The 24,807-nt window shown below is 69.3% G+C and carries 19 protein-coding genes; 11 read left to right on the top strand and 8 right to left on the bottom strand.

Annotated elements, in window-relative coordinates; all coding sequences use genetic code 11:
- Positions 1-3: 3 nt before the first annotated feature.
- From OXM58_18005 to OXM58_17980, 6 genes are read left to right on the top strand one after another with little or no spacing between them, the layout of a single operon-like run.
- The gene (locus tag OXM58_18005; protein ID MDE0150254.1) at positions 4-2,091 is read left to right on the top strand and encodes a hydantoinase/oxoprolinase family protein; all 2,088 of its coding nucleotides are present in this window, start codon (positions 4-6) and stop codon (positions 2,089-2,091) included.
- Between the two features lie 12 nt (positions 2,092-2,103).
- A complete protein-coding gene (locus tag OXM58_18000; GenBank protein ID MDE0150253.1) occupies positions 2,104-3,846 on the top strand; it encodes a hydantoinase B/oxoprolinase family protein in 1,743 nt (580 codons plus the stop codon).
- 19 nt (positions 3,847-3,865) lie between these two features.
- A complete protein-coding gene (locus OXM58_17995) occupies positions 3,866-4,996 on the top strand; it encodes an acyl-CoA dehydrogenase family protein (GenBank protein MDE0150252.1) in 1,131 nt (376 codons plus the stop codon).
- Positions 4,993-5,427, top strand: a complete 435-nt coding sequence (locus OXM58_17990) for a cobalamin-dependent protein (protein MDE0150251.1) — start codon at positions 4,993-4,995, stop codon at positions 5,425-5,427. Before OXM58_17995 ends, OXM58_17990 begins: the two co-directional genes overlap by 4 nt.
- A complete protein-coding gene (locus tag OXM58_17985) occupies positions 5,412-7,049 on the top strand; it encodes a methylmalonyl-CoA mutase family protein (GenBank protein ID MDE0150250.1) in 1,638 nt (545 codons plus the stop codon). The genes OXM58_17990 and OXM58_17985 overlap by 16 nt, the downstream gene beginning before the upstream one ends.
- A 42-nt stretch (positions 7,050-7,091) precedes the next feature.
- Complete coding sequence (locus OXM58_17980) at positions 7,092-8,297, top strand: CaiB/BaiF CoA-transferase family protein (protein ID MDE0150249.1); 1,206 nt, start codon at positions 7,092-7,094, stop codon at positions 8,295-8,297.
- Between the two features lie 245 nt (positions 8,298-8,542).
- On the opposite strand, the gene OXM58_17975 is transcribed toward OXM58_17980, so the two are convergent.
- From OXM58_17975 to OXM58_17965, 3 genes are read right to left on the bottom strand one after another with little or no spacing between them, the layout of a single operon-like run.
- The gene (locus OXM58_17975; protein ID MDE0150248.1) at positions 8,543-9,172 is read right to left on the bottom strand and encodes an urea carboxylase-associated family protein; all 630 of its coding nucleotides are present in this window, start codon (positions 9,170-9,172) and stop codon (positions 8,543-8,545) included.
- A 3-nt stretch (positions 9,173-9,175) separates the two neighbouring features.
- On the bottom strand, positions 9,176-11,074 hold the full coding sequence (locus OXM58_17970) for a hydantoinase B/oxoprolinase family protein (protein MDE0150247.1): 1,899 nt from the start codon (positions 11,072-11,074) through the stop codon (positions 9,176-9,178).
- Positions 11,071-13,170, bottom strand: a complete 2,100-nt coding sequence (locus OXM58_17965; protein MDE0150246.1) for a hydantoinase/oxoprolinase family protein — start codon at positions 13,168-13,170, stop codon at positions 11,071-11,073. Before OXM58_17965 ends, OXM58_17970 begins: the two co-directional genes overlap by 4 nt.
- Before the next feature lie 298 nt (positions 13,171-13,468).
- Between OXM58_17965 and OXM58_17960 the strand changes: the two genes are divergently transcribed.
- On the top strand, positions 13,469-14,164 hold the full coding sequence (locus OXM58_17960) for an FCD domain-containing protein (protein MDE0150245.1): 696 nt from the start codon (positions 13,469-13,471) through the stop codon (positions 14,162-14,164).
- A gap of 60 nt (positions 14,165-14,224) precedes the next feature.
- Here the strand turns inward: OXM58_17960 and OXM58_17955 are convergent, their stop codons facing one another.
- The gene (locus OXM58_17955) at positions 14,225-15,169 is read right to left on the bottom strand and encodes an NADP-dependent oxidoreductase (protein MDE0150244.1); all 945 of its coding nucleotides are present in this window, start codon (positions 15,167-15,169) and stop codon (positions 14,225-14,227) included.
- A gap of 121 nt (positions 15,170-15,290) precedes the next feature.
- On the opposite strand from OXM58_17955, the gene OXM58_17950 reads away from it, so the two are divergent.
- The 4 genes from OXM58_17950 to OXM58_17935 are packed head-to-tail and all read left to right on the top strand — an operon-like array spanning position 15,291 to position 19,143.
- Positions 15,291-15,482 carry a hypothetical protein gene (locus tag OXM58_17950; protein MDE0150243.1) on the top strand — a complete coding sequence of 64 codons (192 nt, stop codon included), beginning with the start codon at positions 15,291-15,293 and terminating at the stop codon, positions 15,480-15,482.
- Positions 15,479-16,933, top strand: coding sequence for an amidase (locus tag OXM58_17945; GenBank protein ID MDE0150242.1), 1,455 nt, complete (start codon positions 15,479-15,481; stop codon positions 16,931-16,933). Before OXM58_17950 ends, OXM58_17945 begins: the two co-directional genes overlap by 4 nt.
- Positions 16,930-17,763 carry an enoyl-CoA hydratase gene (locus tag OXM58_17940; GenBank protein ID MDE0150241.1) on the top strand — a complete coding sequence of 278 codons (834 nt, stop codon included), beginning with the start codon at positions 16,930-16,932 and terminating at the stop codon, positions 17,761-17,763. The genes OXM58_17945 and OXM58_17940 overlap by 4 nt, the downstream gene beginning before the upstream one ends.
- 54 nt (positions 17,764-17,817) lie before the next feature.
- Positions 17,818-19,143: an amidase gene (locus tag OXM58_17935; protein ID MDE0150240.1), complete on the top strand. Its 1,326-nt coding sequence runs from the start codon at positions 17,818-17,820 to the stop codon at positions 19,141-19,143.
- Here OXM58_17935 and OXM58_17930 read toward each other — a convergent pair.
- The 4 genes from OXM58_17930 to OXM58_17915 are packed head-to-tail and all read right to left on the bottom strand — an operon-like array spanning position 19,110 to position 24,787.
- Positions 19,110-20,525 (bottom strand): hypothetical protein, encoded by a 1,416-nt coding sequence (locus OXM58_17930; protein MDE0150239.1) that lies wholly within the window; start codon positions 20,523-20,525, stop codon positions 19,110-19,112. The genes OXM58_17935 and OXM58_17930 overlap by 34 nt on opposite strands.
- The gene (locus OXM58_17925) at positions 20,512-20,937 is read right to left on the bottom strand and encodes a VOC family protein (protein ID MDE0150238.1); all 426 of its coding nucleotides are present in this window, start codon (positions 20,935-20,937) and stop codon (positions 20,512-20,514) included. The genes OXM58_17930 and OXM58_17925 overlap by 14 nt, the downstream gene beginning before the upstream one ends.
- Complete coding sequence (locus OXM58_17920; protein MDE0150237.1) at positions 20,934-22,685, bottom strand: hydantoinase B/oxoprolinase family protein; 1,752 nt, start codon at positions 22,683-22,685, stop codon at positions 20,934-20,936. Before OXM58_17920 ends, OXM58_17925 begins: the two co-directional genes overlap by 4 nt.
- Positions 22,682-24,787 carry a hydantoinase/oxoprolinase family protein gene (locus tag OXM58_17915; protein MDE0150236.1) on the bottom strand — a complete coding sequence of 702 codons (2,106 nt, stop codon included), beginning with the start codon at positions 24,785-24,787 and terminating at the stop codon, positions 22,682-22,684. The genes OXM58_17920 and OXM58_17915 overlap by 4 nt, the downstream gene beginning before the upstream one ends.
- Positions 24,788-24,807: the final 20 nt, after the last annotated feature.

Here is a 24,807-nt window from a genome sequence, read left to right as displayed (position 1 = left end):
CAGATGGATTCCGCCAATGCGGCGCGCCGATACCGCGTCGCCGTGGACGTCGGCGGCACGTTCACCGATGTGGTGGTCGCCGACGAGCGGGGCCGGGGCCTGACCGGCGCCAAGGTGCCGACGACGCCGCAGGACCGCGCCGCCGGCGCGATCGAGGGCATTCATGCGGCTGCCGCAGCGGCCGGGATCGGCCTGGACGGCATCGTCGAGGTGGTTCACGGCTCGACGACCGGCACCAACGCGCTGATCGAGCGCAGCGGCGCGAAGGTCGGCTTTCTCACGACGGCGGGCTTCCGGGACATGCTGGAGATCGGCCGCGTCCAGCGGCCGATGGAGGGCCTGTACGATTTCACCGTGGACCGGCCGCCGCCCCTGGTGCCGCGCCACCGCTGCCTCGAAGCCGTCGAGCGCATCGACGCCGAAGGCCGGATCGTGACGCCGCTCGACGAGGCCGGCGTTTTCGCCGCCGCCGACGTGTTCGCCCGCCAACAGGTCGAGGCTGTCGCGATCTGCTTCCTGTTCGCCCACCTCAACCCGGCACACGAAGACCGCGCCGCCGAACTCCTGGCCGGGCGCCTGCCCGGTGTGCCGATCAGCGTGTCCAACCGGATGAGCCCGGAATACCGGGAATACGAGCGTGCCTCGACGGCGGTGATGAACGCCTATCTGACGCCGGTCATGGACAGCTATCTGGGCACTCTCGAAGCCCGGATCGCGGAGGCCGCGCCGGCGGCGCGCCTCTCCGTCATCCAGGCGAACGGCGGCTCGACCTCGGTGGAGCAGGCCCGGCGCAAGGCGGTCACGACGGTCAACTCCGGCCCGTGCGGCGGCGTCGTGGCGGCGGCGGCCTACGGGCGGCGGCACGGGCGCGAGCGCATGGTCTCGGTCGACATGGGCGGCACCTCCTTCGATATCGGGCTGATCGAGGACGGCCGCTCGCGGGTGACGACCGAGGGCGATTTCCAGGGCCTGCCGGTCAAGATCCCGATCGTCGACCTGCATATCATCGGCGCAGGCGGCGGCTCGATCGCCTGGATCGATCCCGGCGGCGCGCTCAATGTCGGGCCGCACTCGGCGGGCGCCGTGCCCGGCCCGGCCTGCTACGGCCAGGGCGGCGCAGAGGCGACGGTGACCGACGCCAACCTGGTGCTTGGCCGGCTCAACCCGGACAATTTCAACGCCGGCCGCATGGCGCTCGATTTTGCGGCGTCCGAACGCGCCGTCCGCGCCCTGGCGGAAAAGATGGGCGCAAGCCTGGAGGAAGCCGCGCTCGGCGTCGTCCGGGTCGTCAACGCCAACATGATCCGCGGCATCGCCACGGTCACGATCCAGCGCGGCATCGACGTGCGCGATTTCTCGCTGGTCTCCTTCGGCGGCGCGGGCGGCGCCCACGCGGTCGACCTGGCGCAGGAACTGTCGATGGCCGAAGCCATCGTGCCACCGATGCCCGGCACTTTTTCCGCCGTCGGCCTGCTGGCGACCGAAATGCGCCACGACTATGTGACCGCGACCGGCGGCATCGTCGCCGAAGAGGCGGAGATCGCCGGGCTGGAAAAAGCCTTTCAGGACATGGAGCAACAGGGCAAGGACCTGCTGGCCGCCCAGGGGTTTCCGGCCGAGCGCATCCGCCTGACCCGGCTCGCCGACCTCAAGGTCGTTGGCCAGACCTACGAGCTGCTGCTGCCCCTGCCCGGCCAGGGGCCGGTGACGAAAGCCGGGATTTCCGCGCTGGCTGCGGATTTCGGCAGGTTGTATCGCGAGCGCTACGCCTTCTTCTTTGAGGACGAGCCCATCGAGATCGTCAACCTGCGCCTCAGCGCCGAAGGACTCAATCCGCCGGTCGAATTCCCGGAGAGTACGGGAAGCGCAACCTCGCCCGCCGCGGCCGAAAGCGGCCGCCGTGCGGTCTATTTCGACGGGCCGGGCTGGACCGACACGCCGATTTTTCAGCGCGGACGGCTCGCCCATGGCATGATGGTGCCCGGACCGGCGGTGATCGAGGAGGATACCTCGGCGACCCTGGTGCCGCCGGGGACGCAGGCGGCCGTGGCCGCCGACCTCGGCCTGATCGTCGATCTGCGCGGATCGTAGCGGGAGCGGGCGATGAACGATCTGGTGACCATGCAGGTGATCCGCTACGCCTCGGAGCAGATCGCCGACGAGATGGGCTACACGCTGGTCCGCACCGGCCGCTCGACCATCATCACCGAGATCAAGGACATTTCCTGTGTCGTGACCGACGCGAAGGGCCAGACGGTCGCCCAGGCCCATCACACGCCCAGCCTGCTCGCCGGTTTCGAGATCACCATGCGCGAGCTGGTCAAGGAATTCGGGCCGGAGAACCTGGCGCCCGGCGACGTCATCGTCACCAACGACCCCTACCGGGGCGGCCAGCACATCATGGATCTCTACGCCATCGCGCCGGCCTTCCACGGCGGCGAGCTGATCGGCTTCGTCGGCAACATCACCCACCATTCCGACCTCGGCGGCGTGGCGGCGGGCGGCGTCGCGGGCGGCATCCGCGAAATCTACATGGAAGGCCTGCGCCTGCCGATGGTGAAGATTATGAAAGCCGGCGCCGAAGACCGCGAAATCGTCGGCATCATCGCCAACCAGATCCGCGTGCCGGACAAGACGCTGGGCGACATCCGGGCGCAGATCAGCTCGCTGATGGTCGGCACCGAGCGGCTCGGCCGGCTGTTCGACCGCTACGGCAAGGCGGTGGTCCAGAGCGCCTGGAACGACCTGCTCGACTATTCCGAGCGGCGCATGCGCCAGGGGCTCGCGGCCCTGCCCGACGGCACCTGGGAGGCCGAGGATTTCATCGACGACGACGGCATCAACGACGAGCCGATCCGCATCGCGCTCAAGGTCACGATCGACGGCGACCGGGCGATCGTCGACCTGACGGAGTCCGATCCGCAGGCCGAGGGCAACACCAACTCCACCATCGCGAACACCCACGCCGCGATCTACTATGTCATGATCGCCGTGGTCGATCCGCACGCGCCGCCCAATTCCGGCTGCTACCGCCCGGTCGAGGTGGTGACGAAGAAGGGCACGATCGCCGATCCATTGCCGCCGGGCGCCGTCGCCGCGCGCACCAATGCCTCGCAGAAGATCGCCGAGGGCACCTTCTTCGCCCTGTCGCAGGCCGCGCCGGACCGGGTGACCGCCGGCAGCCACGGCCAGATCACGACCTGCGGCTTCGGCGGCACGGATCCGAAGACCGGCGAGACCTTCATCATGATCGACATCCAGGGCGGCGGCAACGGCGGCAGGCCGCGCCAGGACGGCGCCGACGGCCAGGACAGCCACCTGCCCCGCTTCATGAACACGCCGGTCGAGGCCGTGGAGAGCCGTTTCCCCTTCCGCATCGACCGCTACGAATTCCTGCCGGACACCGGCGGCGCCGGGAAGTTCCGCGGCAGCCTTGCCCTGCGCCGCGACATCCGCCTGCTCACCGGCCCGGTCAGCTTCGCGCGCTACGCCGACCGTCAGAAATTCCCGCCCCAGGGGCTGTTCGGCGGCCGGCCCGGCGCGCCCGGCGCCATCGTTCGCAACCCGGGTACGCCGAAGGAAGAGCGCATGCGGTCCAAGGCGCTCGACACGCTGGCCGAAGGCGATGTCGTCAGCCTGCGCCAGCCGGGCGCCGGCGGCTACGGCGATCCCCGCGAGCGGGACCTCGCCGCCATCGACCGCGATCTGCTGGACGGCAAGGTGACGCCGGAGCGAGCGGAACGCGACTACGGCGCGGTCGTCGACCGGGCGGCCATGCGGGTCGACCGCGCCGCAACCGCCGCCCTGCGCGCCCGGACCGGCGGCGCGGCCGTGGCTGCGGAATGAAGGGCGGCGGAGCGCGCCGATGATCGAGCTGCCGGAAGAGGTTGCCGCAATCCGGGAGACCTTCGCCCGCTTCTGCGACGAGCGGATCCTGCCCCAGGCCGAGGCGATCGACGAGGCCCACGAGTTTCCGCGCGACCTGTTCCGGCAGATCGGCGAACTCGGCTTTTTCCGCATGCGCTATCCGGAGCGGGTCGGCGGGCTGGAACTCGGCCTGCTGCCCTTCTGCCTGGCGGTCGAGGAACTGTCGCGCGGTTCGATGGCGCTGGCCGCGGCCTGCTCGATGCAGGCGCTGATGGGCACCCATTTCCTGAACGAACTGGGCAGCGACGACATCGTCGAGCGGCTGCTGATCCCGGCGCTCGACGGCGAGAAGATCGGCGGCATCTGCATGACCGAACCCAACGCCGGCTCGGACCTGCACGGCATGAACACCCGCGCGGCGAAAGCAGATGGCGGCTGGCGGCTCAACGGCCAGAAAATGTGGGTGACCTCGGCGCCGGTCGCCGATTTCTTCACCGTTTTTGCCAAGGCCGGCGACGAAGACCGCATCACCATCTTCCTGGTCGAGCGGGACTTCGACGGCCTCCAGGTCGGCCGGGCGATCGAGAAGCTGGGCGTCCGCGCCCTGCCGACCTCGGAACTCTCGTTCGACGACTGTTTCGTGCCGGACAGCCACCGACTGTGCGCGGTCGGCGAGGGCGAAACCCATCTGCGCAAGATCCTCGCCCGCATCCGCATCATGACCGGCGCCATGGGCCTCGGGATCGCCCGGGCGGCGCTCGACGACGCCGTCCAATATGCCGGCGAGCGCAAGCAGTTCGGCAAGCCGATCAACCGTTTCCAGGCCGTCCAGATGCGCCTGGCCGACATGGGCACCGACCTGGAGGCCGCCCGCCACCTCGTCGCCCACGCCGCGCAACTGTGCGACGCCGGCCTGCCGCATCACAAGGAGGCGGCGATGGCCAAGCTGTTCGCCTCGGAGGCCGCGGCGCGCATTTGCGAACACGCCTCGCGCATCTTCGCGTCCTACGGCTTCGCCATGGAGTATCCGGCCCAGCGCTATCTGCGCGACGTGCGCTTCCTGCTGATCGGCGGCGGCACCAGCGAGATCCTGAAGCTGGTCATCGCCAAGGAGGTGTCCGCGGGATGACCGGCCAAGCGACAGGCCAGGCAACGGACAGGCCGATCCGGGTGCTGATCTCCAAGCCGGGGCTGGACGGCCACGATGTCGGCGCCAAGGTGGTTGCACGCGCGCTCAAGGACGCCGGCATGGACGTGGTCTATACCGGACTGCGCAAGACGCCGGAGGACATCGCCCGGCGCGCAAAGGACGAGGAGGTCGACGTGATCGGCATGTCGATCCTGTCCGGCTCCCACCTGCCGCTGGCCCGGCGGCTCAAGGACCTGTGGGACGAATACGACCTCGGCACGCGGCTCTGGCTTGTCGGCGGCAACGTGCCGGAGCGGGACCACGAGGCGCTCGCCGACATCGGCGTCGACGCCGTCTTCAATTCGCGCAGCCGGCTGGACGACATCGTCCGGTATATCGAGGAGAATGTAGCGAGATGGCCGAGAAACTAGCGACGGACGCGAAAGGCGGGCTCGATCTGCCCAGGGGCGTCGAGCCGGTCTTTTTCGACTCCGGGATCGAGGTGAAGCCGGTCTACACGGCGGCGGATGCGAACGGTGCCAACGGCGCCGGCGAGGAACGGCCGGGCGAGTATCCGTTTACCCGCGGCATCCACGCCGAGATGTACCGCCGGCGGCCCTGGACGATGCGCCAGTATACCGGATTCGGCAACGCGCAGGCGACGAACGAGCGCTTCCACTATCTGATCGAGACCGGCAACACGGGGCTCAACGTTGCCTTCGACCTGCCGTCCCAGTGCGGGCTGGACAGCGACGACCCCGCCGCCGAAGGCGAGGTCGGCCGGGTCGGCATGGCGGTCGACAGTTTGCGCGACTTCGAGGTCGCGTTCGACGGCGTCGACCTGAACGCGATCACCGTTTCGCTCACGATCAACGGCGCCGCGGCGATCATGATCGCCATGTATCTGGCGATGGCGGAAAAGCGCGGCTACGACATCGCCGCCCTGCGCGGCACGGCGCAGAACGACATCCTCAAGGAGATGGTCGGCCGCGGCACCTGGGTCTTCCCGGTCGAGCCGTCGGTCAGGCTGGTCGGCGACACCATCGAATATTGCGCGCGCCACGCACCGAACTACAGCCCGGTCAGCGTGTGCGGCTACCACATCCGCGAATCGGGCTGCGATCCGGCCGAGGAGATGGCCTACGCCTTCGAGATCGCCAAGGCATATATCGACGAGACGCTGAAGCGCGGCCTGGCCATCGACGATTTCGCCGGGCGGCTGTCCTTCAACTTCAACGTCTTCGGCAAGCTGTTCGAGGAAGTCGCCAAGTTCCGCGCCGGCCGCCGGATGTGGGCGAAAATTCTGAAAGAACAGTATGGCGCGAAAAATCCCAAAACCATGTGGATGCGCATGATCGCCGGCGGCGGCGGTTTCGGGCTCACCATCGACCAGCCGGAAAACAACATCATGCGCGGCGCCTACTATGCGCTCTCGGCCGTGCTGTCCGGCGCCCAGACGATCGCGCTGTGCTGCTACGACGAGGCCTACACGATCCCCTCGCCCAGGGCGCAGCAGATCTCGATCCGCACCATGCAATTGCTGATCGAGGAACTCGGCCTGTGCGACACGGCCGATCCGCTCGGCGGCTCCTATTTCGTCGAGGCGCTGACCGACGAGATGGAGGAGAAGATAACGGCGGCGATGCGGCGGGTGCAGGACGAGGGCGGCATCGTCGCCGGCGTCGCGAGCGGCCGGATCCAGGACCGGGTTTCGCAACAGGCCTACGAGCACCACCGCCGGGTCGAGAGCGGCGCGGCGCGCAAGGTCGGCGTCAACTGCTACCGGGTCGAGGAGGAAAAGCCGGACGTCGCGTTCCATCCCGAACGGCAGGAGGACGTCGATATGCAGATGGCGAGCCTGAAACAGGTGCGGGCGGAGCGCAGCCGGGATGCGGTCGACCGCGCGCTGAAACGGCTCCACGCCGATGCCGCCGGCGGCGCCAACACGATGCCGGCGATCATGGAGGCGGTGAAGGCCTACGCGACGGTCGGCGAAATGACGAAGGTCCTCGCCGACGTCTACGGCCGGTTCGAGGAGCCGGTCACGATCTGAGGCCGGTACGGCAGGCCGGAGGCAGCAGCAGCGGAGCAAAATGTGACGAGACGCACCCTCATCGCCATGGAACAGGCGCTCGCGATGCCCTACGCGACGATGCGCTTCGTGCATCTCGGCTGGCGGGTCATCCGGGTCGAATCGACCGGCGGCGGCGACCAGCCCGGCGACCCGAACCGCTATATCGGCGGGCCGGTGCCGGGCATCGAGCCCTATTCCTATTTCCTGGCCCAGAATGTCGGCAAGGAATGCGTCGCCTTGAACCTCAAGACGGCGGAAGGCCGGGCCGCCCTGCATCGCATGATCCGGGAGCTCGACGCCGACGTCTTCACCTGCAACACGATTCCCAGCCGCTACGAACAGCTCGGCATCGACTACGAGACCCTGAGCTCGATCAAACCGGGGCTGATCTGGGCGGGGATTTCCGCCATGGGGCCGGACTATCCGAGGGTCGCCGGCTACGATCCGGTCATCCAGGCGATGTGCGGCTATATGGAAGTGACCGGATTCGAGGACGGGCCGCCGACCCTGATGGGCGTGCCGGTGGTCGATCTCAAGGCCGGCGACGAGGTCTATGCCAACGTCCTGCTGGCGCTCGCCGAGGGTGCGGACAGGGCCGGCGGCCGGCGGATCGACGTCTCGATGCTCCAGGCCGCGGCGTCGTGGCTGATCACGCTCCTGCCGCTGATCGACCTGGACTGCGACCCGGAGGAGATTTCCCGCTGGGGCAACGCCCACCGCAAGTTCATCCCGACCAGCGTCTACCCGACCAGCGACGGCTACATCTATATCGCCGTCGGCAGCAACGCCCAGTGGCGCCGCCTGACAGCGATCGAACGCTTCGTCCCCGTGGCGAAGGACGGCGCGCGCGACACGCCGGAAGCGCGCTATGCCGACCGCGAGGCGATCTACCGGGAGATCGGCGTGGCGACCGGGCAGGCGACGCTGGCGGCGGTTTCGGCGGAACTGTCGGCGGCGCAGATCCCGAATACGCCGATCAACCCGATCCCGCAGGTTCACGAGATGCCGGCGGTCCGCTCGAAGATGACCCGGACGGTGCTGCCGACCGGCCGGGCCCTGCGCCTGCAGCCGCGCGCCGTCGACCTGGCGGAAAAGCCGGAGGACTTCTTCCCCCCGCGCGGCTACGGCGAAGACACGAGGGCCGTACTGCGCGAAGTCGGCTATGCCGGGAAGGAGATCGACCGGATGATCGAGACCGGTATCGCCGCGGGTCCGTCAGCCGCATAGCCGGACTTTCGGGCGGCGGCGGGAGAAAGCCGACGAAAACTGCAAATGCCGCCCCTTCGTCGATACCACAAAAACCAATGATGCCGCCCCGGACTTGATCCGGGGCCCAGGGACGTGAGGCAAGATCGTGCCGGGCGACTCTGGGCCCCGGATTTCCGCTGCGCTCCATCCGGGGCGGCACTGAAGGGTGGTTAACGGCGTCGGCACTCGGAACGGCTGCGCGCCGTATCGGGACAGCGGAACGCTCAGCCCTCGAAAATCCGGATGGCGAGCGGGGCGGAGCGGAAGTTGTTGGTCGGCGAGGTATCGGCCGGGCAGGCGGAGATCGCGGCCAGGACGTTCATCTCGGCGCGCAGGTCGATATAGTCGTCCGGCCCGGCCTCCGTCGGCAGGATTTTGAAGCTTCCGTCGGTGAACAGGTCGACATTCATGAAGACGTTGAACACGTCCATGATGTCGTCGCCGGTCAGGCCGAACGGCTCGACCGCCTCACGCAGGTTCTCCTGGCACGAGCGGTGGCTGCCGGGCGGGAGATTGTCGCGGATTTCGTAGAGCCGGGTCGAGCAGCGCCCGCCCATGTTGCCCCAGTGGTTGGGGTAGGTGTCTTCCAGCACCGTCAGCATGACATTCTCGCGCGGCGGCTTGGAATAGAAATACCGGAACGCCTTGCTGGTGCCGGTCCCCGCGGTCACGTTGATCGCCCAGCTCTGGCCGCAGTGGAACATCTCCTTCGGATCGTCGGCGTTGAAGAAGGCGCAGTCGCCGACCTGGCCGCCCTCGACCTGGGCGATGCGCAGCACCTGGCCCTTTTTCACGACGAAACCGCGCCCGTATCGGGCCGGAATGACGAAGTCTTCCACCACTTTCCCCGGCATCGCCTAATCCCTTTCCTCTTCGGCGTAGACCATCCGCCGCTCGCCCGCCAGCCGGAAGTCCGGCAGGCCGAGGCTGTCCTGGAACATCCGCAGATAGGCCGGCGCCGGATCGGCGCCGTTTCCCCGCGCCTTGCGCAGTTCCGCCCGCGCGGCGTCCGTAGCCTGTGCATCGACCGCGCCGGCCGCGCCGAGCACGACGCCGTAGACCGCTTCGGCGTAATCGGCCGTGATCCGCTCCTCCGCGACATCCGCCGCAACCAGGGCGGGATCGCGCTCCAGCGGATCGCCCTGCCCGGCCCCGCCGGCGCCGATATGGCAGAAGACCTCGCCGTCCGCGAGCCGGATCGCTTCCATCGGCATGACCGGCTCGGTGCGCTGGTCGGGCCCCGGATTGACGATGTTCCACGACGGCGTGCCCGGACAGCCGCCGTCCAGCCCGTAGGGCAGGATCCGCCGCCGGTCGGAGCGCATGACCATCTGCACGCCGCCTGGCGCGCGCACCCGGTACTGCCGCCGGTAGGCCGGCGCGCCGCGGTAGCGGCCCGGCCCGCCGGAATTCTCGACCATGCCGTAGCCCTCGATCTCGAGCGGATGCAGCGCCTCGATCATCTCGGCCGGCTGGTTGGTCAGGTTGCCGCCGGGGTTGGGGATGCCGAAAGTGCCGTCGCGGTCCGGCATCGCACCCCAGCTCCCCGCCAGTGTCTCGGACAGGACGAATTGCCGGCCCCGGTGCATGCCGCTGATCGCCGGGAAGGTGACACCGCCCTCGCCGGCCGCCGGGATCCTGTCCGGCACGATCTGCGCGAATGCGCCGAGCAGCACGTCAATGGCGCGCCAGCCGACGATCGCCCGCGCCGCACAGGCCGCCGGCGGCCGCGGGTTGACGATGGTGCCTTCCGGCAGGCGGATGTCGATCGCCCGCGCGAAGCCCTCGAAGTTCGGGATTTCCCCGTCGGCAATGCATTTGACGATGAGCTGCACCGCCGACTTGACGAAGGGCGACGGGCAGTTGATCGCGCCCGGCACCTCCGGCGCCGTGCCGGCCCAGTCGACGATCATCCGGCCGCCATCGATGGTCACCGTCACCTTGAGCGGGATCGGCTCCGGGTTGTCGCCGAGCCCGTCCAGATAGTCGGTGAAGGACCACTGCCCGTCAGGCAGCGCGGCGATTTCCCGGCGCGTGACGGCCTCGGCATAGTCGTGCAGGTCGGCGAGAATGGTGCGGAAAGTCTCGCTGCCGTAGCGCTCGACAAGGCCGCCGTAGGCGCGCTCGGCCGTGTTGCAGGCGGCGACCTGGGCGCGCATGTCGCCGGCCAGCTTGTCCGGCACCCGCGTGTTCTGGTGCATCAGCCGGAAGAAGGTCTCGTTGGGCCGGCCCGCCTCGTACATCTTCAATACGGGAATGCGCAGCCCTTCCTGGAAAATCTCCGTGGCGTAGACCGCCGTGCTGCCCGGCGCAATGCCGCCCATGTCAATCTGGTGCACCAGGGTCGCGGCGTAACCTTCCAGTTCGCCGCCGTAGAACAGCGGCTTGACGATATAGACGTCCGGCAGATGCATCCCGCCGGCGGTATATGGATCGTTGAAGACGAAGATGTCGCCGGGGTTCGTATCGTCGCCATACTCGGCGATGAGCGCCTTCATGCCGTCCGGGAAGGAGCCGAGATGCAGCGCCATGGTCAGGCCGTGGGCGACCGCCTCGCCGTGCCGGTCGCACAGGCCGGTCGAATAGTCCATCGAATCGCGCACGATGGAGGAATAGGCCGTGCGCATGATGACCAGCGCCATCTCGTCGGCGATCGACGACAGGGCGTTGCGCACCACCTCCAGGGCGATCGGATCGGCGTTGCGGCCCATGTTGAGTCGGGCGTTGAGTCGGGCGTTGAGTCGGGCCCGGGTCATGCCACGCCTCCCTTCTCCAGCACGATATTCTGCGCCGCATCGAGGCGCGCCGTCCAGCCGGGCGGCACAACGCAGGTCGCGTCGTATTCCTCGACGATCAGCGGGCCGCCGCGCGGCGCTGCCGTCAGGGCCTCGCGCGGCACGACCGGCACGTTCGGCCGGCCCGCCGCCGCGCCGAAAAAAGCCGGGCGGGCGCTGCCGGCAGTCGCACCGCCCGGTTTCGGCTTCGGCGCGGGCTTGTCGACCGCAACGGTCGCGACCGCGCGCAGGGTAACGCTTTCCACGGCGACGGCATCGGCGCGGTGGCCATAGGTCCGTTCGTGCTCGGCGCCGAAGGCGGCGGCCATCGCCGCGGTATCGGGCAGTCCGTCCGGCCCCGCCGGCACCGGAACCGCCAGTTCGTGCGCCTGGCCCTCGTAGCGCAGCTCGGCGAGACGGCGCAGGGCATAGTCGCCGGCAGCATACCCTTCCGCCGCCATGTCCGCGGCGAGGCCGGTTTCCAGTTCCCGGTAAAGGGCGTCGATCGCCGCCGGCCCGGTCTCGGAGAGCAGCGCAAGATGGCTGCGCGCCGCCTCCTGCTCGATGTCGGAGAGCAGCAGGCCGTAGGCGCTGAACACGCCGGGATTGGGCGGCACGACAACCCTCGTCATCTCCAGCAGGTCGGCGATCGCCGCCGCCACGACAGGTCCGTTGCCGCCGAAGGCGAACAGGGCGAAATCGCGCGGGTCGCGGCCGCGGTAGGTCGAGACCGCCTTGACGGCGCGCATCATGGTGCCGCAGGCGACCTCCAGGATGCCGTGGGCGGCGTCCAGCACGTCCCGGCCCAGCACCACGGCGATCCGTTCGGCGACCGACCCTGCGGCAGCTCCGGCGTCGACGGCAAGACCGCCACCGACCAGATAATCCGGATTGAGCCAGCCGAGGGTCAGCACCGCGTCGCAGAAGGTCGGCTCCGTACCGCCCTGCCCGTAGGCGACCGGACCGGGCACGGCGCCGGCGCTGTCCGGCCCGACGCGGACCAGCCCGCCGGCGTCGACCCGCACCAGGCTGCCGCCGCCGGCGCCGATCTCCGAAATATCGATGACCGGTAGCTTGAGCGCGTGGCCGCCGCCCATGACCAGCTTGCTCGACAGGTTGATGCCGGCGCCGACCTCATAGTCGCCGGTCCGGGCGACCTCGCCGGCCTCGACGATGGAGGCCTTGGCCGTGGTGCCGCCCATGTCGAGGGTGATGCAGTCGGCGATCCCGTCGCGCGCGCCGGCGTGGGCCGCGCCGATCACGCCGGCGGCAGGTCCGGACTCGACGATGTAGGCCGGCTTCTCCGCCGCCGCCGCGGCGCTCATGATGCCGCCGTCGGATTTCATCACCAGGATCGACGCGGTCACGCCGATGCCGTCCAGATGCTCCCGCAGCCGGCCGAGATAGCCCCGGATCACCGGCCCGAGATAGGCGTTGATGACGGACGTGCTGGTCCGCTCGTACTCGCGGATGACCGGCAGGAGATCGCTGGAGCAGGTCAGGAACACATCGTCGCCGAGCCGGTCGCGCAGGACGGCCGCGACGCGGCGCTCGTGATCCGGGTTGGCGTAGGCGTGGAGCAGGCAGACGGCGACCGCCTCGACCCCGGCCGCCGCCAGCCGCCCGGCCGCGGCTTCCACGCTTGCCGCATCGAGCGGCCGCCAGACCTGGCCTTCCGGCCCCATCCGTTCATCCGCCTCCAGGCGCAGCCGGCGCGGGACCAGCGGCTCCGACCGGCGATAGTTCAGCGTGTACATCTCCGGGATGCGCAGGCGGCGCATCTCCAGCACGTCGCGGAAGCCGCGCGTGGTGACGAGCCCGGTCAGCGCGCCCTTGCCCTCCAGCACGGCGTTGGTCGCAACGGTCGTGCCGTGGACGACCCGGCCGACGGCGGCTGGTTCGAGCCCCTGCCGGTCAAGCAGCGCCGCAACGCCGTCGCGGATGCCCCGGCCGTAGTCGTCGGGCGTTGACAGAAGCTTATGGGTGTGCAGGGCGCCGTCCGGCGCGGCGAGCACGAGGTCGGTAAAGGTCCCGCCGATGTCGACGCCGAGGCGCCATCCGGATTGCGAACGCGCCATGGCTAACCGTTTTTCCGGAATTCTCTCGTCAAACGGGTTTCGGCGAGACGGTGCGACAGCGGGCCGAACCGCGCGACCTGACCGTCACGCGCCGGCAGCGGGATCGCGACGATTTCCGCCGGCCTCCGTCCGGACCGTGACCGGACAGGCATGCGCGAATATAGCGAGGGCCCGATCGTTTCTGTTCGAGGTATAATTGGCCTCCGGGTTTCGGTAAATTCGGATCGACACAATAGAGTAATGATTACTCAAAACTCTATTTGAATAATTTATCGATTCAGGAATGACGGGAGCAGTCATGGCAAGACGCACAAGCGCGGATGCCTATGAATTTCTTCGGCAGGAGCTCCTGCACGGCGCGCTGATGCCGGGCGAGCGGCTTCGCGTGGCCGACCTGAACGAGCGCTACCGGCTCGGGCTGTCGCCGATCCGGGAGGCGCTGATGCGCCTGACCAGCGAGGGGCTCGTATCCTGGGAAAGTTATCGCGGCGCGCGCGTGCCCGACGACAATCTCGAAGAGTTCCGCGACATGATCCGAACCCGCCGGGAAATCGAGAGGCTGTGCCTGACCAAGGCGATCGAACTGGGCGATGCGAATTGGGAAGCGGAGATTGTGCGGTCCTTCCATGTCATGTCGCGAACCCCGTTTCCCGACCCGACCGACTCCCGGGAAACGACTGCCAACTGGGAACGCTGCCACCGCCAGTTCCACTACGCGCTGGTCGCCGCCTGCGGTTCGGACTGGCTCCTGCAGTTCTGGAACACGCTGGCGGACCAATCGGAACGCTATCGGAAACTGCGGCTGTTCCAGACCGGAGCCGACGAGAGCCGCCAGCTCGACGCCCAGCGCGATCACGAAAGGATCATGGAAGCGGTCATCGGCCGCGACGTGGCTGCCTCAATCGATCTGATGGATGCGCATCTGATCAAGACCGAAAAGGCAATCTCCAAGCTCCTCAAACCCAAGCGCGAAGCGGAAACGGAACCGGGCTGACGGCTTGAGGGCCGTATCGCGCGGGTCTGCGGCCGCCTGGGGAAATACCGGGAACGCCCTTCAGTTCGCAAAGCGCTGCGTTTCCAGCACGAGCCGGCCGCGGGTGTTTTCCCCGGCTTCGAGAATCCGGTGCGCTTCGGCGGCCCTGTCCAGCGGCAGGACCCGGCTGATCAGCGGCCGGAGATGTCCGGCCTCCGCCAGGCCGACGACGGAAGCCAGGATATCGCGATTGTCCTGGATCATGGCCTGGCGCACCGCGATATCCAGCCCGGCCGAGCGGTCCTCGAAGGGCGCGGCGATCAGCCAGACCAGCATGCCGCCGGGCCGCAGCACGCCGTAGGAGCGGGTGTGGACCGCGCCGCCGACCAGGTCGATCGCAACGTCCTGGCCGGACACCGCCGTCTCGAAGGCCACCGTGTCGTAGGGCACGATCCGGTCGCAGCCCAGCGCGGCGACATGGCCGCGGTTGCGTTCGCTGCAGGTGCCGGTCACTTCGGCGCCCAGATGCTTGCACAACTGCACGGCCATGCCGCCGATCGCACCGGCCGCCGCGTGCACCAGCACCCGGTCGCCGGCCTTGACGCCGGCGGTTTCCACCACGGCGATCCAGGCGCAGACCCCGGCATGCATGACGGCGGCAGCCTCGACGAAACCGAAGCCTTCGGGCATCGGCACGACATCGTCCACCGGGCGGACGGCGAGTTGCGCATAGGAGCCCTGGTCGACATGCTGGCAGGTGAAGCAGACCCGGTCGCCGGCGGCGAAGCGGTCGACGCCGGCGCCCACCGCCCGCACGATCCCGGCGCCGTCGCGCCCCGGCACCTTGGGCGGCCGGACCGGGAAGATCGCGGTCAGCTCGCCCTTGCGCAGCTTCCAGTCGCCCGGCACCACGCTGACGGCATGGACCTCGATCAGCAGTTCGCCCGGGCCCGGTTGCGGATCGGGCAGGTCGACCAGTTTCAGTTCCTCCGGCCCGCCGAACCGGTCGAAACGGATGGCTTTCAAGGGGCGCCTCCAGCGTGTGCGCAGGGCCTTTCCGACGACCGCCGCGCGGCGCGGAAACCTTGCGAGAAGGCGGAGGCAAGGTCAATATTGCGCCGCTTTCTTCTCCACCTTGAGGCCGTGCATGACAGGCGATACCCGGGAGACTCCGGCGGCGGCGCGCACCGGGACCGATACAGGCGCGCCGGACCGGCACCAGGTTGCAGACGAACTGGCGCACTTCTCGGCGGTCCTGAAGAGAGTCGGGCCGGCCGATCCGGCCGTCGAGCCCGGCGTCGATTTGCGGCGCCGGCTGGTCCGCGCCGCCGCGAGGTGACCGGCAACCCGGCCGATCTGACGCTTTCGGCCGCCGCCGCGCAGCTCGCCGGCGGCGGCATTTCGGCCGGCGAACTGGCCGCGGCCTGCCTCGACCGGGTCGTGCGCCAGCAGCCCGTTCTCAACACTTTCCTGACCGTGGACGCCGAGGGCGCGGCCGCCGCCGCGGCGGCTTCGGACGCCCGCAGGGCGCGCGGCGAATCCCTCGGCCCGCTGGACGGAATCCCCGTTGCGCACAAGGATCTGTTCGACCGGGCCGGCCGGGTCACGACCGCCGGCGGCATCCTCCTGAACGACCGGGTCGCGGACAATACGGCGACCGTCCTCGCCAGGCTGGACGCCGCCGGAGCCGTCGAGATCGGCACCCTCGGCGCTTCGGAGTTCGCTGCCGGCGCCACGGGCCATAACCGGCACCACGGCGATTGCCGCAATCCCTGGGATCCTGCGCGCATTCCTGGCGGGTCTTCAGGCGCCTCGGCGGCTGCCGTCGCGGCCCGGCAGATCTTCGCCTCCCTCGGCACGGATACCGGCGGGTCGGTCCGGATGCCGGCGCATTTCTGCGGCGCGGTCGGCCTGCGTCCGACCCAGGGCCGGGTCAGCCGCCACGGCATCTTTCCGCGCAGCTGGTCGATGGATAGCGCCGGGCCGCTCGCCCGGACCGCCGAGGACGCCGCCCTGCTGCTTCAGGTGGTCGCCGGGCGCGATCCGGCGGACCCGACAGCCGAGGCGGTTCCGGTTCCCGATTACCGCGCGGCGCTTGAAGAGCCGGTCGCCGGGCTGCGGATCGGCGTACCGACCACCTATTTCCTTGACGAGGTCGACGGCGGTATCCGCGCGTTGCTGGACGCTGCGCTGGAGGCGTTTGCCGGCCTCGGTGTCGCCGTGACGCCGGTCGATGTGCCCGATCCTGCCGTGCCCTTCCGGCTGGCCGTGATCGTCCTCAAGGCGGAGGCGGCCGCCGTTCACGAAGACTGGATGCGCAACCGTCCGGGCGATTACGACCACGGCATCAGGGAGGGCATGGAGACCGGCCTGTCCATTTCCGCTGTCGACTATCTCCGCGCCCTGCGAGAGCGGGGGCCGGTTCTCGCGCGCTGGCTCGCCGGGCCCCTGTCGCAGGCCGATGTCCTGTTCACGCCGGTGCTGGACGATCCGACCCCGACGCTGGCCGAAAGCGCCGTCGCGGATTCCGACGGGGCCGCCAGGGTCATGGCCCGGTTCGGCCGCTGCACCCGGCCGTTCAGCTTCCTCGGCCTGCCGGCGGTTTCGATTCCCTGCGGCTTCCAGACCGGCGGGATGCCGGCGGGGTTTCAACTGGTCGGGCGGCCGTTCGCCGAGGCCACCCTGTTGCGCCTCGGCGACGCGTATCAGAAAGTGACGGACTGGACCGAACGCGCGCCCGCCATCGCTTCGGGCGAGGCGGAACCGAACGCCCCGGCGAGGCCCCGATGACTTCCGATTCGACCGTAACACCGGCCGTCGGACCGGCCGCGACACCGACCGGCAGGATCGGCCTGCGCACGGACGGCATGGTCCGGTGGCTGATCTTCGACCAGCCGGCGAAGCACAATGCCCTGTCCATGGGAATGATCGAGGAGGCGCTCGATGCCGTGCGCGCCTTCTCCGACGACGGCGGCCAGCGCGTGCTCGTGCTGACCGGCGGCGGCGACCGGGCCTTCGTTTCCGGCGGCGACCTTGCAGAGTTCGAAAGGGGACGGGATGCGGACGAGGCGGAGCGCCGGTATCTGGCCCTGGCCGGCGACCTGTTCGAAGCGGTGGCCGACTGCCCGAAACCGACGATCGCGGCGATCCACGGCTATTGTTTCGGCGGCGGCGTGGCCCTGGCCGCCGCATGCGACCTGCGCTATGCCGCCGACGACGCGCAGTTCTGCATCCCGTCGGCCCGTCTTGGGCTGGCCTTTCCCCTGACCTTCGTAAGATGGATGGTCGATCTGATCGGCCCGGCCCCGACGCGGGAAATGCTGTACACCGGCCGGCGTTACGACAGCGCTGAGGCGGACGGGTTCGGTCTGGTCAACCGCGTGTACGCGAAAGCGGCGCTCGACGCCGAGGTTGCGCGCATCGCCGGGACAATCGCCGACAATGCGCCCATGTCGGTGCGTGCGGCCAAGGAGACAATAGGCTATCTCTTGGGGGAGCCTGCAGAGGCCGGCCGTATCGCCTGCGAGGAGGCGGTCGCGGCGTGCGCGAACAGCCGGGATTTTGCCGAAGGCCGCGCCGCCTTCGCGGAAAAACGCAAGCCCGTTTTCGAGGGCCGGTGACGAGGCGCCGGCCTTGGTGAACACGGGTCCGGCAAACACGGGCAGGGTGTCGGGATGAGCCAGGAACGCAGTTTTGTCGAATTGACGGCGCGTGACATCGCGCAGGGCGTGAACGAAGGGCGCTGGACGGCCGAAGCGGTGATCCGCGCCTTTCTGGAACGATGCGACGAGATCGACGGCCGGGTACAGGCCTGGGCGGCCATGGACCCGGATCTGGCGATCGAACAGGCGCGCGCGGTGGACCGAGACGGGAGGGACAAGCCGCTGGCCGGCGTGCCGTTCGGCGTCAAGGACATATTCGAGACCGCGGACTATGCCACGGAATACGGCAGCCCGATCTACAGGGGGCACCGGCCGCGCGCCGACGCCGCCTGCGTCGCGCTGGCCCGCTCTGCCGGCGCCATCATCCTGGGCAAGACGAGGACGACCGAGTTCGCCGCAAACAATCCGACCGTGACGCGAAACCCGCGCGACCTGGGCCGGACGCCCGGCGGCTCGTCGAGCGGCTCCGCGGCGGCCGTCGCAGCGTCGATGGCGCCGGTGGCGATGGGCACGCAGACCGCCGGCTCGGTGATCAGGCCGGCTTCGTATTGCGGTGTCGTCGCCTACAAGCCCACCTTCGGCTATACGCTGCGGGCCGGGTTCAAACCGTCGGCAGGTTCGCTCGACACGGTGGGGTATTTCGCCCGCAACGTCGGCGACGTGGCGGAATTTTCCTCGCTGTCCGACGGCCGGCAATCCTTTCAGGAACCCGACGATCCGGAGGCCGCGCCACGGTTCGCCCTGTGCCGGACCGCGGAATGGTCCGCCGCGGAAAGCGGCACGATCGAGCCGCTCCTGGAATTCGTCGAGGCGCTGCGCGGGGCCGGCGCGAATGTCGCCGATATCACTTTTCCGGTCGGATTCGGCGGTCTGGCCGACGCCCAGTGGACGATCATGGCCTATGAAACGACCCGGTCGCTGACCTGGGAGCGGCTGACCCATCCGGACCTCTGTTCGGAGAAATTGCGCGCCATCTTCGAACTGGGAGAGAGCCTGTCGGACCGGGACTATGGCGCCGCCCGCATCCTTGCCAACCACTGCCGCTCCTCGCTGAACGAAATGCTGCGCCGGGCGGGCGTCCATGTCCTGCTCGCTCCGGCCGCTCCCGGCGAGGCGCCGGAAGGACTCGAGAGCACGGGCGATCCGATCCTGAACCGGGTCTGGACCCTGCTTCATATGCCCTGCATGACGCTGCCGCTGCTCGCCGGCCCGGCCGGCCGGCCGCTGGGCGTTCAGTTGATCGGCCGTATCGGCCGGGACTGGCGGGTCGTACACGCGGCGAAGTGGATCGAGGCCCGCTTCCCCTACCGCGCAACGCCGGACGACGCGGTCGCCTGACCGCTTGCGCGCGGCCGCCCGGTCCGTTCGATCGGGCGGGTCTTGCCGGCCTCGCGCGGCAGGGCGCCGGGCGCAAGCCATTCGATATCCGGCGTCACCCGGAGCCGCGCCCGGCACGCCCGGACGATATCCGCCGCCAGCGCCGGCAGATCGTCGCTGCGCACGGCGGCGCCATGCTCGACCCTCAGGCCCAGCGGCGGCGCGACCTGCGGCCCCGGCCCGTCGACGGCGATCCTGAAGTGGCCGGTCACCCGGGGCCGGAAGCCGGCGAGAACATCCTGGATCGCCGCCGGATAGACGTTGACCCCCTTGACGATCAGCATGTCGTCGGTCCGCCCGAGGATGCGGAACAGCCGGCCGGGCGTCGGGCAATCGGGCGGCGCGTCCCACAGCTGGATCAGGTCGGCCAGGGCGTAGCGCATGAAGGGCGTGCCTTCCCAATCGAGAAAGGTGAAGACCATCTCGCCGACCGCGCCGTCGGTCTGCTCCACCGGCGCGCGGGTCTCCGGATCGATCAGTTCGAGCAGGCAATGGTCTTCGGAGATGAACTGCATGCCGGAAGCGCGCTCCGGCGGCTCGTCCGGCGAGATGCCGTGGAAGGCATGGCCGCCGCCGGTATGGTCGAACACCCTGGCGCCGAAGCCCTCGGCCAGCAGGCTGCGGACTTCCGGCAAGCCGCCGCCCGGTTCGCCGACACAGAAGAAATACCGGATGCCGAGGTCGCGCGCCGGCCGGCCGGCGCGGTCCGGCGCCTGCTCGATCAGGTACCGGCCGAAGGACGGCGTCGCCAGCAGGGCGCACGGCCGCGTAAGGTCGAGATATTGCAGAACGCGGTCGGTGCCGCCCTCGATGCCGACCGGGACGACGCAGGCGCCGAGATGCTGGATGCCGTCCGACAGCGGCAGGCCGCCGGTGAACATGCTGAGCGACACCGCCTGGAGCATGACGTCGCCGGGCCGGATGCCGGCGCGCCAGTATTTGCGGGCGTGCATCTCGTTGATGACGGCGATGTCGTGCGCCGTATGCGTGTAGAGGGTCGGCGTGCCGCTCGTGCCGGAGGTCGAGACGATGCGGACGATCTTCTCGCGCGGCGCGCAGGCCAGAAGTTCGAACGGGTTGCCGAAGCGGTCGAGCGACTCCGCCTGCGCGGCGCGCTGATCCGCCTTGTCCATGAGCGGCAGGCGGGCGAAATCCTCGAACGACCGGATGTCGCCGGGCTCCGCACCCGATTTTTCGAATTGGGCGCGATAGAAGGCGGAGCCCTCGAAGTTATAGCGCAGCTGCCGGGTCAGCCGGTGCCATTGCAAGTCCCGCAGCGCGTCGCGCGGCAGGGTCTCGACCGCCGGATTCCACAGGCGCTGCCGTGGGTCAGTCGGCGGCATCGGCCTTGGGGCCGGCGGCAAACGGCTCGCAGATCTCGAACAGCAGGCCGGTCACGTCGTCCGGCTCGAAAAAGGCGACCCGGCCGTGCACGCCGTCGGCCGGGAAACCGTCCTTGACGGCAAATCCCCGCTCCTTGAGGGCCGCGATGCTCGCCTCGGCGTCGGCGACTTCGGCCGAGACATGGTTGAGGCCGAGCCGGCTGCCCATGACGCCCCGGGCGAACGCCGCCTCGCCGGTATACTGGAGCAGTTCGATCGCCAGGTTTTCGGTGTGGAAGATCGCGGTGCGGAGCTCGTATTGCGGCAGGTCCTTGTAGGACACCTCGTCGCCGAAAACCGGCCGCAGCCGCTCCACGGCGGCGTCAAGGTCGGCGACCATCAGGCCGATATGGTCGATCCGCGGTCGGTTCATCGTTCCGCTCCCCTCAATGCCGCCGTGGCCGTGCGATCGATCTCGCCGTCGGGCGTGACCGCCACGCCATAGTCGCGCGCCGCAGCCTCCGGGCTGATCAGCCCGTTATGCACCTCTTCGGCGACCAGTTCGGCCGGCCGCTCGAAGGGCTCGCCGTAACCGCCGCCGCCGCCCGCCGTCTGCACGAGCACCGTGCCCCTGGCGATGTCGCGCAGGATTTGTTTGGACTTGGCCACCCGCTCGGTCCCGTCCGGCGCGCGCAGCACGGCCCGGTTGAGCACGCCGGTGCCGCCGCCGAACAGCCCAAAGGCTTCGGCGCCCGGCTCTATGCCGTCGCCGAACGCCACAGCGGTGACATTCTCGCCGTCGATGCGGAATGCGGTTTCGGTGCCGAGCCCGCCGCGCCAGCGCCCCGGACCGGCCGAATCGGGCAGGTATTCGTGCTTCGCCAGGACATGGGGGTTCTGGATTTCGAACATTTCGTAATCCTGGGCGAGGATGCCGCCGGCGCAGTTTATCAGGCCGATATGGTCGTAGCCGTCGGCCCCGAAGGTCGCGCCGGAGCCGCCCTTGAGCGCGAGGAACAGGATGTCCGTATAGGGCCGGCCCTTGCGCGGGTCGTCGCCTGTCACGGCAAAGCCGAGAAAGCGGTTCCAGCCGGCGGTCACGGTTTCCGGAATCGCCTGGGCGAAGGCCCGCATGATCGCGTCGGAGGTCGGGCCGGTGATCGAGTTGCCGAAGGTGGTGGCCGCCGGGAAGGCCGCATTGAGGAAGGAACCTTCGGGATTGACGATGTGGACCCGGCGCTGGATGCCGGCATTGTGCGGGATGTCCGGGTCGATCAGCATCAGGAATGTCAGCATGACCGCGGAGGCCGTCGCCGCGTAGGGCGCGTTGACGAAGCCCGGCGTCTGGGGCGACGAGCCGGTGAAATCGAAGGTGACGTGGCCGCCGTCGACCGTCACGGCGAGGCGGATTTCCATGGTCGAGCCGTCGGTTACGCCGTCGTAGAAGACGGTGCTGGTCGCCTCGTAGCGGCCGTCGGGAATCGCCTCGATGCCGCGCGCGACGGTCGCTTCCGTGCTGTCGAACAGATGCGCCTTGTGGGCGAGGAACCGCTCCAGGCCGTAACGGGCGATCAGTTCCTGCATGGCGCGCTCGCCGACCCGCGTCCCGCCGATCTGGGCCTTGATATCCTCCTCGACGATGCGGTAGCGGATGTTGGCGAACACCATGCCCCACACGTCCTTGCGCAGCACGCCGCGGTCGTAGACCTTGAGCGGCGGAATGCGAAGCGCCTCCTGCCAGACCTCGCGCGCGTCCGGGTTGTAGCCGCCGGCCTGGGCGCCGCCGATATCGGCCTGGTGCCCCTTGCAGGCGGCCCAGGCGACGAGCGTTCCGTCATGGAAGATCGGCCGGAAGGCGGCAACGTCGTTGTTCTGGTTGCCGCCGCTGAACACGTCGTTATGCAGGATGACGTCGCCGGGATGGATGTCGGCGCCGAAGAACGCGATGATCCGCTTGCACACCGGCTGCAGGGCAAAGGCGAGCACCGGGATGTATTCCGTCTGCTCCAGCATGTCGCCGTCGGCGTCGTAGAGGCCGGTGACGAAATCCCGCGCCTCGTTGAGGATCGGCGAGCGCGTGGTGCGCAGCAGGGCAAGGCCCATCTCCTCGGTGATCGACTTGAGCCGCCGGGCAATCACCGACGCCAGGACCGGATCGATGGCTTCGGTCCGGGCCGTCATGCCGGACCTGCCGCCCGGTCGGTCAGCACCGCCGTCCCGACCGCGTCGATCCCGGCATCGAAACTGGCGGGAACGAGAATCGTCGTCACCGCCGTCTCGACGATGGCCGGCCCGGAAAGCGCGTTGCCCGGCGCCAGCAGCCCGCCGTCGAAGACCGGCGCGTCGACGAATTCCGCCGCGGCGGGCTCGAAGACCGGCCGGCGCCCCTTGAGGGCTGCCGCCGGGTCGGGGCCGGCGTCCCGCCGGACCTCCAGGCCGGGCTTCGGGGTCCGGCCGAGCGCCGTCATGCGCACGTTGACCAGTTCCACCGCCGTCTCCTCCTCGGCGAGATCGTAGCCGAACATGCGGTCGTGGCTGCGGTGGAACATGGCCGTGACGGTTTCCAGATCGAGGGACTTGAGCGCCGTTTCCGGGATTTCGTCGACCCGGACCTCGTGATACTGGCCGACATAGCGCAGGTCGAGGGCGTAGACGAACTCCCGGTCGTCGTCCGCCACGCCCTCGGCGCGCAGCAGGGCATGCGCTTCGGCTTCCAGGTCCCGGAGCAGGGACAGCAGGACGTCGCTATCCATGTCCCGCGCCGTGAACGGCGTCGCCCAGGAGCGCACGAGGTCGTGGCGCAGGTCGGTGCGCAGCATGCCGGCGGCGCACAGGATGGAGGCCTCGCGCGGCACGAGAACGGTGCCGATGCCCAGCTCGCGGGCGATCATGGCGGCGTGGATCGCCCCGGCGCCGCCGGCGCAGACCAGCGGGAAATCCCGCGGGTCGTAGCCCCGTTCGATGGAGACCTCGCGGATCGCCGAGGCCATGTTGACATTCATCACCCGGTACATGCCGGCCGCCGCGCCGACCGGATCGAGGCCGAGCGGTCCGGCGATCTCCCCGGCAATCGCATGGCGCGCTGCATCGGCATCGAGGCGCATCCGGCCGCCGGCGAAGAAATCCGCCGAGAGATAGCCGAGCAGGAGATTGGCGTCGCTGCAGGTCGGCCGGCCGCCGCCCAGCCCGTAGCAAACGGGCCCCGGCTTTGCGCCGGCGCTCTGCGGCCCCATGCGCAGCAGGCCGCCGCCGTCGATCCAGGCGATCGAGCCTCCGCCGGCGCCGATCGTCTTGATGTCGAGCGACGGCAGGGCCATGGCGAACCTGTCGATCGTCGCGCCGGTCGTCACCGCAGGCGCGCGGTCGAGCGTCAGCGACGCCTCGAAGCTCGTGCCGCCCATGTCGATAGCGATGTTGCGCGGCGAACCGAACCGGCGGGCGTAGATTCCGGCGGCAACCGGCCCCGCGGCCGGGCCGGACAGCAGGGTCGCGGCCGCCCTGTCGATGGCGGCCTGCGGGGCACAGACCCCGCCGTTGGACTGCATGATCAGCAGGGCGCCGCCGAAGCCGGCCGCATCCAGCCGCCCGGTCAACCGCTCCAGGTAGCGCTTGAGGATCGGGCCGACGGCGGCGTTGAGCACGGTTGTGCTGGTGCGCTCGTAATAGCGGACCTGGGGCAGCACGTCGGCGGACGCGCTGACATAGGCGTCCGGCATCAGGGCCCGAAGCTGCGCCGCCGCTGCCCGCTCGTGGGTGGGGTTGGCGTAGGCGTGCATGAAACAGATGGCGACGGCCTGAACGCCGGCGTCCCGGAAGGCCTGTGCCGCGGCGGCCACGTCGTCCGGCTCCAGCGGCAACGCTTCCTCGCCGGTCGCCAGAATGCGGCCGCGCACCGGCAGGCGCAGCCGGCGCGGCACCAGCGGCTTCGGCGCAACGAATTTGTTGTTGTACAACTCCTCGCGGATGCCGCGGCGCATCTGCAGCGCGTCGCGGAAGCCGTGGGTCGTCAGCAGCCCGGTCTTCGCCGTCGCGCCGGTCAGCACCGCGTTTGTCGTGACGGTCGTGCCGTGGACGATGCGCTGCACCCTTCCGAGAAACGCCTCCGGCGTCTTCCCCTCGGCCGCGGCGATCTCCGCCAGCCCGGCCATGACCGCGTCCGACGGATCGTCCGGCGTCGACAGGATCTTGAAGATGCGCCCGGCCCCGCCGCCGCTCAGCAGGAAATCGGTAAACGTCCCGCCGACGTCGATGCCGATCTGGTAGCGGGTTGGCGAATCGGTCATTGCCGGATGTTATTGGTCAT

This window comes from Rhodospirillaceae bacterium, from assembly GCA_028819475.1.
Lineage (GTDB): Bacteria > Pseudomonadota > Alphaproteobacteria > Bin65 > Bin65 > Bin65.
This window is presented reverse-complemented; position numbering and strand designations above follow the sequence as displayed.